12 protein-coding genes, 1 tRNA gene and 2 pseudogenes are annotated in these 15,929 nt (G+C 57.6%); 4 read left to right on the top strand and 11 right to left on the bottom strand.

The window, feature by feature from the left end:
• Window positions 1-2: 2 nt before the first annotated feature.
• The 4 genes and pseudogenes from HPY55_11085 to HPY55_11070 all read right to left on the bottom strand — a co-directional run bounded on the left by HPY55_11085 (window position 3) and on the right by HPY55_11070 (window position 5,249).
• A complete protein-coding gene (locus HPY55_11085) occupies window positions 3-2,033 on the bottom strand; it encodes a hypothetical protein (protein ID NPV71166.1) in 2,031 nt (676 codons plus the stop codon).
• Window positions 2,034-2,524: 491 nt separating this feature from the next.
• Window positions 2,525-2,965: a hypothetical protein gene (locus HPY55_11080; GenBank protein NPV71165.1), complete on the bottom strand. Its 441-nt coding sequence runs from the start codon at window positions 2,963-2,965 to the stop codon at window positions 2,525-2,527.
• A gap of 200 nt (window positions 2,966-3,165) precedes the next feature.
• Window positions 3,166-3,965: pseudogene (locus HPY55_11075) on the bottom strand (AAA family ATPase).
• A gap of 67 nt (window positions 3,966-4,032) precedes the next feature.
• Window positions 4,033-5,249 (bottom strand): annotated as a pseudogene (locus HPY55_11070) (DDE-type integrase/transposase/recombinase).
• A 486-nt stretch (window positions 5,250-5,735) separates the two neighbouring features.
• On the opposite strand from HPY55_11070, the gene HPY55_11065 reads away from it, so the two are divergent.
• From HPY55_11065 to HPY55_11055, 3 genes are all read left to right on the top strand, one after another.
• Window positions 5,736-6,137, top strand: a complete 402-nt coding sequence (locus HPY55_11065; GenBank protein NPV71164.1) for a hypothetical protein — start codon at window positions 5,736-5,738, stop codon at window positions 6,135-6,137.
• A 64-nt stretch (window positions 6,138-6,201) separates the two neighbouring features.
• Window positions 6,202-6,705, top strand: a complete 504-nt coding sequence (locus HPY55_11060; GenBank protein ID NPV71163.1) for a hypothetical protein — start codon at window positions 6,202-6,204, stop codon at window positions 6,703-6,705.
• Window positions 6,706-6,875: 170 nt separating this feature from the next.
• Window positions 6,876-6,960: transfer RNA gene (locus HPY55_11055), tRNA-Leu, on the top strand.
• A 151-nt stretch (window positions 6,961-7,111) separates the two neighbouring features.
• Here the strand turns inward: HPY55_11055 and HPY55_11050 are convergent.
• The 7 genes from HPY55_11050 to HPY55_11020 all read right to left on the bottom strand — a co-directional run bounded on the left by HPY55_11050 (window position 7,112) and on the right by HPY55_11020 (window position 14,902).
• Window positions 7,112-7,990, bottom strand: coding sequence for a hypothetical protein (locus HPY55_11050; GenBank protein ID NPV71162.1), 879 nt, complete (start codon window positions 7,988-7,990; stop codon window positions 7,112-7,114).
• 110 nt (window positions 7,991-8,100) lie between these two features.
• The gene (locus tag HPY55_11045) at window positions 8,101-9,093 is read right to left on the bottom strand and encodes a TAXI family TRAP transporter solute-binding subunit (GenBank protein NPV71161.1); all 993 of its coding nucleotides are present in this window, start codon (window positions 9,091-9,093) and stop codon (window positions 8,101-8,103) included.
• 131 nt (window positions 9,094-9,224) lie between these two features.
• A complete protein-coding gene (locus HPY55_11040) occupies window positions 9,225-11,171 on the bottom strand; it encodes a TRAP transporter permease (protein ID NPV71160.1) in 1,947 nt (648 codons plus the stop codon).
• Complete coding sequence (locus tag HPY55_11035) at window positions 11,156-12,478, bottom strand: MmgE/PrpD family protein (protein ID NPV71159.1); 1,323 nt, start codon at window positions 12,476-12,478, stop codon at window positions 11,156-11,158. Before HPY55_11035 ends, HPY55_11040 begins: the two co-directional genes overlap by 16 nt.
• Window positions 12,479-12,513: 35 nt before the next feature.
• The gene (locus HPY55_11030; protein NPV71158.1) at window positions 12,514-12,735 is read right to left on the bottom strand and encodes a hypothetical protein; all 222 of its coding nucleotides are present in this window, start codon (window positions 12,733-12,735) and stop codon (window positions 12,514-12,516) included.
• Between the two features lie 27 nt (window positions 12,736-12,762).
• The gene (locus HPY55_11025; GenBank protein NPV71157.1) at window positions 12,763-13,398 is read right to left on the bottom strand and encodes a corrinoid protein; all 636 of its coding nucleotides are present in this window, start codon (window positions 13,396-13,398) and stop codon (window positions 12,763-12,765) included.
• Window positions 13,399-13,453: 55 nt separating this feature from the next.
• Entirely contained in the window at window positions 13,454-14,902 is a 1,449-nt protein-coding gene (locus HPY55_11020; GenBank protein ID NPV71156.1) for a trimethylamine methyltransferase, read from the bottom strand.
• A gap of 228 nt (window positions 14,903-15,130) precedes the next feature.
• Here HPY55_11020 and HPY55_11015 point away from each other — a divergent pair, with 228 nt between their 5' ends.
• Window positions 15,131-15,922: an IclR family transcriptional regulator gene (locus HPY55_11015; protein ID NPV71155.1), complete on the top strand. Its 792-nt coding sequence runs from the start codon at window positions 15,131-15,133 to the stop codon at window positions 15,920-15,922.
• Window positions 15,923-15,929 lie beyond the last annotated feature (7 nt).

The raw sequence follows: 15,929 nt of genomic DNA, 5'->3' as shown, positions 1-15,929 counted from the left end.
TGTCATCGCCTCCAGCGACGTTCTGCTCTGTCGGCCACCCTCACTCGTCCGCGATATGTGGTGTCTGCAGCGTTAAGGAGCCGATCCCTGATCTTCTCCGACAGACCACCGTAACCAGCCGACCGAACGACATCAGTGAGAGACACCTGGTACACCGTCGCCAGGCCTACTTCAGCCGAATTCACGTTCGGATCGTCCTCCGAGACACTCTCGTGACAGGGCACAAGAATCCTGACTTCCCGAGGCTTGGACCACTGCCCCACGACGACCTGCACCGCCCAACAACAGTCCTGGGGAAACCCATCAACTCTCTCCCAATCAGTGAAGGCGGATCCAGGATGGGCCAGGAACACCGGCACGTATCCTTCGTCCACGGAACCGCCGTTTGCCAGTCGAAACCAGACCCCGACACCGTTCTTGCGGTCAACCAGACCCTGAAGTTCTCTCCAATCCATCTGCTCTACGGCCTCCCCGCCGCCAGAGGCCGCTCGCTCGCCACGCCTACGTTCCCGTGCAAATGCCTGTGCAGCCACATAGAGCAGCACAAAATACGCCGGGATGAGCAGGTTCCTGTCTCTGACTGCAGCGTACCAGGCCACGTCTGGGCCCCTTGGGCACCTACGGTGTCGCACCCACCACAGGTCTTCGGACAATCGGGTCATGCCGCGGTCGTTCAGGTCGAGGAACTCTGGATACTTGCCAAAGTAGGGCCCCCGTCCCGGGCCCCGACCGTCCGGCGGCAGCAGCCAGTCCATCACATCAAGAAGCAGGGGGTAGCTTGCAGGGTTTACCCCCTGCAAGTACCTGTGGAACGGCGAGCCTTCGTCAAGCGCGCGCCGCAGGAGGCACCAGAACGCCGCCGTATAGACGCGGTTCCAGAACAAGTCTGCTGGGAGTTGGGACTGTGTCTTGGCACGGCGCTGACTCACCTCGATGATGGGCAGCAGCGCCTGCTTCCCAACGCACCCGTCGTTGTTGCTTGGTGAATGGTGTTCGGAAAAGAAGGACACTTCGCTACCCAAGAAACAGTTGCCCTCGCTCACGATCTCGGTCTCCGAGCACTTCACTCCGTGGCCGCTGGCATAAGCCGCAAGCATCTGCTTCTGCTCGAAAGTCAGCGCGTCAAATGCATGTACGAACAGCGCGTTCGACCTGTCCCACGCTGACGATGCTGAAGAGGTCGCAGTGGCTTCGTCACCCGAGTGATTTGCAGGCGACATCTCTTCCATGACCTGCAAGACGGTGAATCGAACCTGCGGTTCCGGGCTGCCAAACCCGGAAAAGACAATTGTCTTGCATCTCAACCTGTCCTTGAGCAAGTCCCTAGCCCAGTGTCGTTTTCTCCAGTCCTGCAGCTGCCGCTCGGTCAGCAGGATCCCTTCCACGTCCACCACAGCGCCTTTGTTTGGACGCAGACAGTCGGCGCACCCATTAGTGTGGTATACCTTCAGGTGTGGGTACGCTGCAGCCCTCGACCCATCGCTCTTCTCTTTCTCCCTGTAATGGTTCAAATAATAAATGAGCTTGTACGGTTGCCCGGCACGCTCGTACTCATCGTAAAAAGTCTGCTCGTACGCCCTTGAGACGCACGTGTCGAAGTTGGTAGTGATGATTTCGTCCACCAGGCCTTCTCTAGCGAGGAAGGCGATGTACCGATGCGCGGGTTGCGGAGACAAGTCGTCGAATTTGTGGATCTCCAAGATGTTCCTCACTAGGGTCTCGCGATTGTTCCCCGGGTGCTTCAATAGGTACTCCTCACACAGATGCGCCAGGGAGCCACGGTACCTGCATTTCGCCTGATCTGGGCATTTTTCTTTTCCATCTCTGTTGCACTTTGCCGCTTTATCTGGGTATACTTCCCTACAAACACGAAAAGCCATCACCCCAGTATCCGCGATGTGCTTGCCCTCACATTCAGCACAGTACGAAACGCCAGCGCCCAAAAACGGCACGACAACACCGTCAAGCACTCTTTGAATGAGCCTCTTGAACTTGCGTGCAGTGTGCGCCCACGCCTCGTCCACAGTGCTCATGCCGCCCTCCGATACGGGTCTCTTTCGTCAACCAATTCTGAACACCCTGGGATTTTCCTCTTTCTGGACAGTCACACGTGACTCCGATCATAAGCCTCATAGCCGCGGCCATATCAATGACCGGCAATCATATCAAGATCCTTTTCTCGGGCCATTTTGTCTCAGTTTTTCATCCCTGACAAGCCTGGCCAGAAGGCGGCCGGCTTGCCTGGCCCCAGTCTACACAGTTCGGCGGTTTCGGCCCGGGTAATTCGAAACACATGCGAGGCTCCAACCAATCAGCATCCCTTCGGAGGCAAGGGCTAGGTCGGAGAGGGGGTCTGCGGGCAGTTCTTAGTTGAGATCGTGAGACATGGCTAGGTAAAGCGCTTGGTTTAGGCCGAACCCCAGTGGACTGAACCGTGCCCGGCCCAGGGGCATGGACAACGTTTTTGCGAGCCCAAATGTGGACCACCCAATGCGGCCGTCCCGTTTCGAGGGACAAAGCCCTGCTAGGTCAGTACTGGAGGGTTCTGATTCAGGATTTTGACCACCATCATCGGCACACTGTCTTCCCACCGCTTCTTGGCCAGTGCGCGAATAGAATCGGCCACCTCACTGGGACCAACCAACACCCAGCCGCGTTGTTCGAAGTAAGCGCGTATCCTTGGCTCGTCAGATCTATAGACCTTGCCCGCAACAAGGACGTATTGAACAGTGACGCCTCCTGTGACGAGCCCATCCCGGGTAAACAGATCGAGCAACCGCCGTGTCACTATTTGGCGGTAGCGTTCATAGCTAAACAACTTGTACCGGCCGTTCAGGCTATTGTATGTTTTGCAGGCATCTTCGTACTTGACCCCAGGAGAATCCAGGTAAGACTTGACCTCGATTATTAGTAGCGTGTTGTCCCCGGGCTTGAAGGCGACCAGATCGAGTTCAGGCGTAGGCATCGAGGGTTTACCTATTGTTGTCTTGCACAATAAGTGTCTTGCGTTTTTTCAGACTTCTTGGGTCAGGCAAGCCGCCTGATTCTGCAAGCTTTGCGGGCTGTGTGGCACATGGGCCTGGCGCGGTTGCAGGATTAGTGACTTGCAGAGTGTCTGGCGCTGAGCAGGGTTGGGCCGGCCCGCGGGGAGCCGGCCCCGACGCGTCACAGGCCATGTTCGACAGCCGCCAGGCGGACCGCTTCTTCGTTGACCTGCTTGAGTCCTCTCTGGCAGCCATAGACCAGGGCAGTAGTAGCAAGGTTGTTGATCAGGCGAGGTAGGCCACGGCTGACTGTGGCAATAGCCTCCAGGGCGGACTCGGAGAAGATGGGATAGTTCGCCCCAGCGAGTTTCATCTGGTGGTCGATGTAGGCGTTGACCTCCTCCTTCCCCATGGGCTGCATCTTATATCGCGTTATGATCCTCTGGCTTAGCGGCTGGTGGTGAACAAGGGAGAGTTTGGGCCAAGTTGAGGTAGTCCGCAGAGAACGAGCACGAACGGATTCGCTGAGTCCATTGCGTAATTGAAGAGCAGATGGAGGTCCGAAAGGAAGTCCGTACTCGCCAGGTGCATCTCATCCAGGACGATGAACGGTGTGACTTTCTTGCCCTGGTAACCTGACAGCACGGCGCCCTGGATCTGGTGGAACACGTCGATTCTCCGGGAGGCCGGCTCGATATTCAGGCTCAAGGCCAGGCCACGGTAGAAATCGCGGACGGTGACAGTGGATAGCGGGAAATAGATCGGATTGTACAGCGCTGGGTTGAGGGACGAGACGAAGGCCCTCAAAGCGGCTGTCTTGCCCGAACCTGGCTCACCGACAAGCAAGCCTATGCCCCTGTTGTCCCTGAGGTAGCCGAGCCTCGCCTGGCATTCCTGCTGCGAGGATGACGGGAACATGTCGGCGGCCTTGATTTCCTTGGTGAACGGCCTGCCGGCCAGGGAGTAGAAGGCCCTATACACCGCCTGCTCCCTCCTTCCTCTTCAGCGCCTCACAGAATGAGAGCAGCGGCATGTCCGCCGGCGGAGAGGTTCGGTTTCTCTTCACCAGCGCGTTGTCGGCGATTCTCACCGGAGTCCCCGTCCCCAGGAACTCGTCGTCACGGTACAGGAACACCTGCTCCAGGTCGTTGGGGTCGAAGCGGATATCGATGCGCTGGCCCACGAGTTCAGCAGGAACCTCGAAGAAGGCCCCCATGACGGATATGGTGGAGTCCTTGTTCACCCGGCGAGCCTCCCTTTTCAAAAACAACTTCCTTACAGCGTCGGGGTCGGAGACCAGTTTGATGCTGTTTGCCTGGGACAGGTATTTATCCAGGGGTGACATGCCCAATGAGGAGTGGACCCGGCGGTGGTAGTCCTCTTCGAGCCATCGCCAGAACGCCTGGTTGAGGTCCTCGATTGAACTTGGTTCGCCGATTGTGGGAAGGAATCTCTCCCTTACCGTCTTGAAGAAGCGCTCAATCTTTCCCTTGCTGGCTGCGTCGTACGGCTGTGTGTGCGCAATGATCGTGCCCATCCTGGCCAGCGCCTCATGGAACAGTTTGGAGCGGTAAACCTTGGCGTTGTCCAGATAAACGGTCTGGGGATGCCCCGCCGGACGACAGCCTCGATGTACACCCGCTTGAGCGCGTCGAAATCCTGGTCGATGTCGAACCTGCCAAAGGGCACGAGCCGAGAGCAGTCGTCGATGAATGCGAACAGGCTGCTCGATTTCCTCCGCCCATCCACGAGTATGTATGGACCAACCATCATGTCGCCCTGCCACAATCGATTGACCTGCTCGAAGGCGAACTTCTTGCGCTCCCTGGTGGACGCGGGCGCGTCGGGAACCCTCACCAAGCCGTGCTTTCGAAGGAGCCTGTATACCGAGTAGTAAGAGGCGTCGGCTCGGAGGAGCGCTCCGGAGCGGAGGAGTTCCTCGTAAAACAGGGTGACAGTGGCCAGGGGACTCTCCCGCCTGGCGGCAAGTATCTTATCCTGCAACGGCTGCGGGATGGAGCGGAAGGAACCGGAGTCCTTTCTCCTCTGTGGCTTCAGGGCGTCCAGCCCGTCCCGCCTGTACTCCCAGAGCCAGCGCCTGACAGTGCGAGCGCTATACTGTCGCCGGCCGTAGTGAGGGACGTCGTACATGGTCGAGGCGACTTCATCGAGGTACGCCTTGACGTCGTCAACCTGGTTATTCAGGATCGGCGCCAAAAGGGAAAAACGATACAGGGCCACGTCCGTCTTCTGGTCTTCGCTCAGGGGCAATTTGAACACCTCCAGCCAATTCGTAGGAGTTTCTGGAGGTTAACCGGTTAACCCCACGCACAAAGACATTGTAAGGGCGCAGCCTGTACGACCGCCACGCAAATGTTGTGTGGGGAAACCCCACTTGCCAAGATGGTGGGCCGGTCTGTTACAATGAAAGCGCCATGAAGTTGGTTAGGATCCGGATGGAGAACTGACCGTTACCGACTGGGGAGTCTGGCAGCGTCAGCATGCTCAACCGGTCCACTAGCTTTATGGCCCTTTCGTTCTCGTCGTCGGGCAGGCGCTCGCGGCAGCCTGCGTCTCTCAGTGCAGAGACGATGGCCAGGACATTGCGCTGAAACCTCTTTCTGTAGTGATAGGCGCTCTGGCGGTACGGCAATAACCGTCGCCTTGAGAACATCACCCGCAACTTTGCAGGATTACCTCCCGGGTATGCTGGAAACGGGGCAGGAGGAAGGACGGCAGAAGGGAAACCGTGTGGCAGCAGGATTTGCAGAGGTACCTCATGATGGATATGCGGTACTCAACGGCGCACGGCAGGGCGTTGCGGGGATAAAAACCATGGCGTTCCAGCGGAATGCCTGCTCCGCACACAGGACACTCGAGAAGCAGCGGAAACACAATGGAGCTAAAGTTCTCGACATATTCCTTGATTCCCACCCCGAAGTCCCAAACGATCTGCATGTGGAATCGAATACCTCCCCAGAAGCCAAAGATACTGAAAGAATCCTAGCACACTGGAGAGTCTTGCCAAGCGCCTCCGGTGACAACCAACCTGCAACCGGTAGCCCCGGATCAGGGTCATCTACCGTGCAAGGCTACACCCCGTTACCGATATATCGGAATAATGTTGTTGACATTATCGCCAGACACTGGTAGCCTGACTAGGCTGAACGGCGATATCGCGCCGTAATCAATCTAGATGGCTGAGGGAGGGCTACCAATGACTGAGAAGGCGACTTTCGAGCAACTACTAGCGTCAGTCGGCCAAGGTGACCTCGAAAAGTTGGAGCTCAAGCGGACCAACTATCTCCAGGAGAAAACCAAGGTCCAGGAGAAACTCGCCAAGATCAACAAGGAGCTGCAAGAGGTCGAGTACCAGATTAGCGCCCCGATCAAGAACGCGATCAAGGCTGCCCAGCTACTCGGGATCGACATACCGGAGAAGTACAAGGCCATGAACGGTAGCGCCAACGGTGAGAACCGGAAGGTAGTGTACTACTGGGAGACGAGCGGCCAGATCCCGTTCCAGGCCGAAGTGAGCCGGGCAATGTGGAGGCTATCGAGAGGGTCGAACGGTAAGGCTGGGAAGAACGGCGAGGGCGTTCTGTCGGCGGAGGAGTTCTGGGCGCTCACAGGGCTCGAAGAGGCCAAGATTCAGGTTGGCGACAAGCATACCGTCACCCTGCCAAATGGCAAAGAGGTCATGTTCCAGCGCATGGCGTAGAGCGTAGCCCCTCTATTGGGCGCCCTGGGGTCAACCCCGGGGCGCTCGCTGTTTTCTGGACTCTGGCTCGACTGTGATTTGACTCAAACTACCCCCGGACGTGTGGGGTTAGCAGACGGTGAGAAGCTCATGACAGACCCAAAACCCAGAATAAACCGGCCATTGTACGTGTCGGGATGGCGGAATTGGCAGACGCGTACGTTTGAGGGGCGTATGGTGAACACCGTGCGGGTTCAAGTCCCGCTCCCGACACCATATCGAAGATTGGCGGGGTTTCGGTCAGGATGATGGCCGAGACGCCGTTTCTGTTTTGTTGGGGCGTTGGGGTCTGGGAGCCTCTCGCTCTAAATCACCACGTTCTCGGACTATTCAGGGTCTGGCCGAAAACCGTATTCCATAAGACGCACTACCCGAGCAAAGGCTTCACGCGTTCAAGTCCCTGGGGACCGAATATCATGCTAAGGTAGAGGTTTCTCTCAGGGTACGCCTCCCTGATAGCCCTGAGATTTGAATACGGCTCGAAGCTGCCGAAGTCAATGTCATACCCCACACACTCAGGAAGTAAGTATGCGAGTTTTTGAGACATCCACGCTTCGAGGATGACCTGTATCCCTGCATCGTCAGCCACCTTAATCATATCCCTCAACGCCCGGTTGGCTGCACTGATGCGTGAGTCGCTTGATTCATTCATGGCTACAGGCTGCGATATGATGAACGACGCGCCTACCGCTAGCTTGCGTTCCAGTTTCTCCATTTCTTCTTTTGGCGGTTCGTACTGGTTGAACGCCACTCCGATCGTAAACTGACCCGGATACGCACTCCTGATATACTCGATAAGCTGGACCGAAGTCACCGCCCTTATCGTCGCCGGGTCATAGCCGAGGTCCTCGGGTCTCAGCCTCGGCAACCTCTCGCTCCCGTCCCCTGACACGCACAGCAGGTACTTAACCCCCTGCCGAATCGCATGCTGAAGCAGGATGTCCAAGTCCTGCTCGTTCTGATCCACCGCCGGGTCATATTGCTCGTCAGTCTTCCTGTGAAATGTGTTGAGGTGGATTATGAGATTCTCCGGGCCAACCGGCAGGTCGAGCATGCCGATGACTTCGGGGCCGGTGTAAGAGAGATTCCCCATTGGATTATCCGTTATCGATATGACGTAGTCGTTTACAAGGAACAGGCGATACCTTTGCTCGAACTTCGCCAGGTCGCCTTCTATGTCGGCCGAATTCTGCCTCGGCGTCAGCAGTTCCATGAAATGTTTGTCAATGACCTTCTTCGCGCTCATCTCCCCGGCCTCCCCTCGCCCACAAGTCCGGCGCCCCCGGGTCTGCGACCGGCACCGGAAACGGCGGACCTCCCGCCGACGGGTGGTCCGCCGTTCACCCTCGTTTGTGGCTATTTGAGCAATCCTGCTTCCTTGAAGAATCTCTCGGCACCCGGGTGTAGCGGGATTCCTTTCAATCCGTTTAGCGCCGTCTGCAAGCTGATATCTTTGCCCCTTACGTGAGCTTGTTCAAGCATCTTCTTGTTATCAAAGATGGCCTTGAGCAGGCTGTAAACGAACTCATCCGAGAGGTCTGCGCGTCCGATTAGAATCGCGGGGATGGCTATTGTGGTTACCTCCGTATCGAGGCCCTTGTATGTCCCGCCCACTATCTTCATCACGGTGCAATACGGTAGCCGCTGGGTGAGGTCGTTAATCCTGGCTTCATCTATTTGTACCAGCGATATCTTGTTCTGCGACGTGAGGTCCATTATGCCCGCTGTAGGCACCCCTGCCCAGATGAACCCTGCGGCGATGGTGCGGTCCTTCAAACCGTTGGCAGCCTCAGAAAAGCCCAGGTAGTCTTCCGTAATGTCGTCATAGGTCATGCCGTATAGTTTGAGGATCTCACGGGCCATCAACTCGGTGCCGCTTCCCATGTCGCCCACGGCCACTTTCTTGCCCTTCAGATCATTCACTGTCTTGATGCCCGAATCCGCCAGGGTCACGATCTGTACGGCCTCCGGGTAAAGGCTGAGGATGGCTCTGGCGGACTCGACTTTCTGGTCCTTGAACGCTCCGATCCCCTTCACCGCATCATAGAATACGTTTGCTGCCGAGAATGCGAGGTTCGCGGAGCCGCCCTTAATGAGGTGAATATTGGCAACCGACCCTCCGGTAGTCTCCACCGAGCAATTTGCATTCTTCATCTTGGTGTTTATTACGGAGGCTATCGCACCTCCGAGGGGGTAATAGACTCCCGCCACTCCGCCCGTTGCGATCGACAAACGAAGGGGACCGGACTGCTCTTTCGGCTTCTCTGCTGGCTTGGTGCAGCCACCTACCCCGGAAAGCACGAAACACACCATGCTCAGGGCCAATAGTGCCGCGACCGGCTTTCTCATTGCACTAACCCCCTTATAGAGTACGCCATACTGGAGAACGGCCCTCACTGCGAGATCCCCGCCTCACGCTTCGTCGGCATTCCCACCTCCTCGCCTACCCGGAGTCTAGCCCTCCTGTCGTTTCACCGGCGCTATAGAGTCGCTCCGCAACCTGCACGATGGTGCCTGTTTACTCGGCCCTTCTGGCTCAGGTACACCAGGAGAAGCAGTACCAGCCCCACGAGGTCCGTTACTATTCCGAAGCTGATGAGAAGAAGGGCCGCAACAAACGCAGCCACTCGTTCGTAGAACAGGCAATCCGTTAGCCAGTAACCGCCAAGACTCACACCCAGGCCCACGATGCCCAGGAGAGAGCTGATAACCGCCAGGGCCATGTCCGCGATCGTCACGTTGAGCATGAGCAATGCAGGATGGTACACGAACATGAACGGCAGCAATAGACCTGCGAAGGACAACCGTAGCCCCTGAAGCGCTGTTTCGACGCCGGGGGCGTTGGCTATCGCCGCCGCGCCGTATGAAGTCAATGCGACCGGTGGAGTCACCTCCGCGATAATCCCGTAATAGAAGATGAACATGTTTGCCGCTATCAGCGGGACGTCGAGGGTTACGAGCGCGGGGACGGCGATCGTCGCCAACACGATGTATTTCGCGGTGGTAGGCAGGCCCATTCCTAGAAGGATAGAGGCGACCATGGTTAGCACCAGGGTGAGCGCCAGATTCCCTCCGGAAGCCTGAAGCAGCAGGTCGGCCAGCTTCAGCCCAAGGCCCGTGAGGGTGATGACCCCTGTGATAATCCCGCAGGCGGCACAAGCGCTGGTTACCGCAATGCAGTTCAAAGCCGCCTTTTCCAGGGTTTCGACCATCTTCCTGAACGTCAAGCGCGTTTCTTTTCTGAGGCAAGATATTACCAGTACAACCGCGGTGGCGTAGAGTGCGGCCTTGAGAGGCGTGTATCCCCTGACCATCAACCCTATGATGGTTACGATCGGGAAGATCAGTTGGATGCTATTCTTCAGCGCATCCGACAGTCTCGGCAGGTCTTCCGGCGGTATTGGCCTTAAGCCAAGTCGCTTGGCCTCGAGGTGAACCATCACGTAGATCGAGGCGTAGTAGAGGACGGCGGGCAACGCGGCGGACTTGCATATTTGGAGGTACGGTATTCCGGTCATTTCCGCCATGATGAATGCCGCCGCTCCCATTACGGGGGGCATGATCTGACCACCCGACGACGAGGCTGCTTCAACCCCACCGGCGAATGACGGTTTGTACCCCACTTTCTTCATCAGCGGTATCGTGAATGTCCCGGTTCCGACCACGTTAGCAAGGGAGCTTCCCGATATGGTTCCCAGCAGCCCGCTCCCGATGATCGCCGTTTTGGCTGGTCCCCCCGTAGCCTTACCGGTAAGTGCATAAGCAAGGTCGATGAAGGCCTTCGAGCCGCCGGTGCTGTCAAGAAACGCCCCGAAGACTATAAAGGCGAAGACATACGTAGTCATCACCGACATTGGGATACCCAGGACGCCCTCAAGCGTCAGATACAAGTGAGACGCAAGCCGCGCTACTGAATAACCTCGGTGACCGAGAAGACCCGGGAATATCGGGCCGAACGCACCGTAGAACAGAAAGACCAAAGCCACGATGACTAGCGGCCAGCCCAACGTGCGCCGGGAGGACTCAAGTACAAGCAGGACTACGATAATGCCGAGCGCTACATCCACAGGCTGCGGAGCTCCCGCCCTATGCACGAGTACCCTGAAGTTCAGCCACAGGTACACTACGCACGCTACCGCCAGCGCCGCCAGGAAATAGTCGTAGATGCGGATGGCCCTGCGATCCGCTTTCCGAAACCCGTAACCCAGGAACGCCAGCAACAGACCGAAGCCCAGTGTGACCGACCTCTGGATCATTGCGGGGAACAGACCAAAAACACCAGTGTAGACCTGAAAACACGTCCACGCCACAGCTACTACGGAGATAATGGCACGCCACCACTTCGAGACATACCTGGTCCTGACGAGCGCTGATTCATCTGTGACGGTGATCTCAGCCGTCTCCCGATCCGTCAAATCCCCAGGCACTGTCGTTCCTCCTCTCCATCGACGACCTCGCGCAGCTCGCTGCGTTCCAGGCCATCGACCAGGCGCAGGGTCAGCCGTTGTTGGTGTTCGGTGAGAGCTCCAGTGGTGAGCCTCAGGAATTTCCCTATCATCTCCTCCCTCGTGAAGGGATTATCCCAGTCCCCCCTCGCTTGGATGACGGGTGATTCCAGAAAGGCTCCATCACGCTTTACGATCACAACTCTGGCGGTACACTTGTCGGGAAAGACCTTTTCCCTGTCAGGGTCGAGGATGAGTCTCACTCGCCGAGCGACATCAAGAAGACGCGCGTCGTGGATACTCTCGGGCGAAATGTCGCGCGGTGTGACATCTCCTCTGACGAGGAGCGCCCCAACTGTAAACGGTATACTGTACTGCGCGTGGTGTACCGTCTTCGGACGGTAGTTGGCGAGGGATAGCGCCTTTGCAAAGGTATAAACCCTGACTTCCTGGACCTCGTCGGCCCCCAGGGGATGATGCCTGAGTAACGCGGTGATCGCGTCCAGCACCGGGTGCGACCATCGACAGCTGGGGTACTGCTTAAAGTAGACACGCTTTATGTAATACTCATCGCCCCAGCGCTGCGGTTCTTTCGCTTCATCGAGGACGCTCTCGACTCCTTCGAATCCTTCCCGAGCCAGCAACGCTGCGCTTACGCCGGTTACAGCCGCCCAGCCGAGGCTTTCTTTCACCATGGCGCCGCTGGCGATGCTCTTCATCACCGGAGTCAAGGGGGCGTGCGCTTCGGCGATACCTATAGCCGCTGATGATTGCGGCCTGGAGAGCCTGAGCAGCCGGGCGGATGCCGCAGCCACGCCGATGGCCGCCCACGTGCCCGATCCGAAGAATCTCTCCTTGCTTTGAGAATAGATGATCTCCCCCGCCCGCACTCCGACCTCATACCCGACTATTATCGAGGCAAGCAGCTCCTTCCCGCTGCTCCGCAGCATCCCCCCCACTCCCAACGCGGCGGGTATAATCGCTGCCCCGGGATGGCCGAGCGCCGCGCGGTGACCGTCGTCAATGTCCAGTTCAGACGCGGCGATAGCATTACAGAAGACTGCCCCCAGCAACCCCATTCTCTCACGGCCGCCCAGAGCGGATGTTTGCGGTCCGCCGAACCATAGTGACGCGAAACGTCTAGCCGCCTGAGTGGCTTCAGTCGCAGACCCTGCGCGCATGCACGCAAGGTAGTCGAGCAAACACATCTTTGCGTGCTCAACGACATCCTCAGGGATGCAATCCCATTCCAGGCCGGTAATGAACTCGCTCGCGCTTTCCGGACTCACTGCAGCGTTCACCCCCTTTGCGCGAGAAAACGGCTTCAAATGTCCAGTTTACCATCCCGATAAGCCCACAGGTAGTCGGTGCAGTAGTGGTCCCTGCCGAGGAGGGCGTCGGCGGCCCTCAGGAGAACCATCAGTCGACCATCAAGGGGGTCAAGGATGGCAGCATCCAGCCCCGCCGCCATGCACGAAACCAGGAAAGCCTGGTTGAGCAGGTGTCTGCAGGGCAGCCCGCCACGTTCCTCCCAGGTCAATCCCAAGAACCGGTTTCCGTGGCTCCACCACACCTAGCCCCTGACCAGTATCTTAGCCATATCAACCGCCACGACGGCATTGGGAGCGTATCCATCGGCGCCTATCGACTTTGCGAAGTCACCGGTGACAGGGGCGCCTCCCACCATTACCTTGATGAGGTGACGAATGCCTGACTCCCTCAAGGTATCGATCACGACGGCCATGTTCCGCATCGTAGTAGTGAGCAGTGCAGACAAACCAAGAATCTGAGGATGATGGGCCTTTATCGCCTCGATGAATTTCTCCGGCGGCACGTCCGTCCCCAGGTCGATCACGTTGAATCCCGCAGCTTCAAGCATCATCCGTACAAGGTTCTTGCCGATGTCGTGCAGATCACCCTGGACAGTGCCGATAACGACCGACCCTTGATTCCGTACGTCGCCGCCCATCAGGTGCGGGCGCAATACGTTCATCGCCATCTGCATGGTGCGTGCTGAAAGGAGAACCTCGGGAATGAACATCTCTCCAGTCCTGAACAGGGAGCCAACCCTGTCCATGCCGGGCATAAGACCGACATCTATAGTCTCTTTGGGCGATGCGCTACAACGCAATGCTTCTTCGGTCAGCCGCATGATGTTATCGATGTCTCCTGATACGACCGCCTCTGAAAGGGCTTGCATGACCTTCAACACGACCTGTTCGCCTCCACTTCTGTACTGGGTTGACCTGTCTCGTTGACCCATCTCATTCGTGTCGGGGCAGCCGCAGATTGGGCAGGGCCCTAGCGAGCTCTTCCTCAATGTTCTCAGGCACGACCCGTTTGGCCGGTTCGCCCAGGATAGCCCTGGCCTTTTCGTTTGCCCTGGTCCGGGTGTCTTTGCTACCCGATTCAATCCATTCCTCGTAAGACCGGCGGTCGCTCAGCCGCGGCATGTACAACTCCTTCCGCAAGTGCTTTACGGTGTGGACCTGAGCGAGGAAGTTACCTCCCGGACCGACCTCCCGGATCACGTCCAGGGCGAGGTGCTCTGCATCCGCGTTGATGCCGCTCAGAACCCTGGTTACCATCCCGTTGACCTCGTTGTCGATGACTACCTTCTCGTAGCTCATCGTAAGCGCGAAGTCTAACAGCCCTGCCGAATCGTGTAGGTAATTGGCGCCCGCCATAGCAACAAGGAGGGTCGTCAGGGCCGACTCGTAACCACACTGAGCATCCGGGATTTTGGCGTCGCTCATCCCGGCGGTGCCGTAGAAAGGCAGACCCCAGAATTGCGCAAGTTGAGCGGCAGCCGCATTTAAGAGACCCATTTCGGCCGCACCCGCCAGATACCCCATTGTCCGCGGGTCAGTCACTGTCCCCACGTACCCACATATGACCGGGCTCCCGGGACTGCAGAGCTGGACAAGCGTGACCTGCGCAAGTGTTTCCGCACAGTACAGTACGAGATTGCCTGCGAGTGTCATGGGCGCAGTCGAGCCACACTGCGGTTCTGTGGGTACTATGACGGGAATCCTGTTTGAGGCGATCTCCAGCAGCATCTCGCCGTACAGGTCGTCTATCTTCAACGGAGTGATAGCGAGAACCACGAAGGAGATGATGGGCTTCTTTCGAAGGGTCTCCGCCCCGCCGGACAGTATCTCAGCGGCGCGAATTGTCTCGCGTACCCCCTTTACCGAGTACACTCCGCCCGTGATGTGCTTAGTGGTGCTTGACAGCCCTGCGTAGAACCTGTTAACGTCCACGTCCTCCGCGGCAAGGTCGTGGGGATAAACCGGCAGCATGTAGAAGTGAACGTTCTCCATGGCGTCCACCAGCCTGCCCAGCCGCCTTACATCATCAAGGCTGGACGGCCGACGTTTCCCTTCGAGGTCCAGTACGTTGACCGCAGTGCCTCCAGTTCCTAGATGAACCCTGTTCTTCTCCAGGGTAAGGTCGTGACCGGCTTGCCTCCCACATAGAGTCACGGAAGAGGGAGCGGAGTTAATAGCCCCTTCAACGAGTCTTCTGGGGATCCGCACAACGCGCCCTTGCCAGTCGACATTAGCCCCGGCCTCCGAAAAAATCGCGATGGCCCGCTGGTTGTTGACTTGAATTCCGACTTCCTCCAACAACCGCAGGCCACCGTCGTAGATGCTCTCCAACGCAGTCGGCGTCAGAGGTTTATACTGTCCCCCGTAACCAGCCAGTGCCATTACCCACCCTCCCATTTGCCACATCGTGGAATACTTATTCCATAATGTGATATTCTCGGTTCTGTGGAATAATCCTGCAAGAGCGGGGCGGGATGCCATAATGTATAGCCCAAATCGACTTGCGCGCCGACTCGCCAAGCATGAGCCGATACGGTATTATCTGTACAGGCAGTCATAAAGGTATCTTGTGAGCACGGGGAATGACGGCTCAAAGGTGGAGAAGGGTGTATGGCGCAAGGCGGGATTCTGGTCCTGGACAAGGCGTTACGACTCTTAACTGAACTGGCTCCGGTGGAAGGGATGCGGGCTCACGGAGTCGTTGAGCTGGCTGGCAAGACAGGGATGCCGGTGGCCACGACTCACAGGTTGCTGCAGGTGCTGAAGAATCACGGATTCGTTTCCCAAACGGCCGACAAGCGCTACAGAATAGGCCTGAGAGTTCTGGAGCTGGGGATGATGGTCTGGCGGGCGTTAGATGTGAGAGCAATCGCCCGGCCCTACATGGAGTCCCTGGCAAAAGAGCTTGAAGAGAGCATTTATCTTACCCTTCTCGACGGTTTGGACGGCGTTCACGTAGAAAAGGTTGAAAGCCCCCTGAACTTGCGTATTACAGAACCCATCGGTATGAGGCTGCCCCTGTACCGGGGAGCGTCCAGGTTAGCGATGCTGGCGTTTCACGAACCCCAGCTCGTGATTGACGTCGTCTCCAGAGGGGTGGCGAACCGCGACAACGTCTCTCTGGAGACAATCCAGACTGTCCTGGAACAAGTGAGGAAGACAGGGTTCGCTTTAACTGTGGGCGAGGTTACCAAAGGCACGGCCGGTGTCGCCGTTCCCATTAGGGGTTACTGGGGCAGGCCCCTGGCTTCATTGAGTGCAGCGGGCCCTGACTGGAGGTATCCGCACGAACGAGTTGTACAAATTGCAGACAGGCTGAAGCAAGTGGTGGCCCTAATCCAGGAGGAAATGGGGGTGCCTCATCCCTCAAATATTGGGGAGTCGACCGACGCGTACGTTTGAGGGGCAT

It is taken from the genome of Bacillota bacterium (genome assembly GCA_013178305.1).
In the GTDB taxonomy this organism is placed as follows: domain Bacteria; phylum Bacillota; class Sulfobacillia; order JABLXB01; family JABLXB01; genus JABLXB01.
This window is presented reverse-complemented; position numbering and strand designations above follow the sequence as displayed.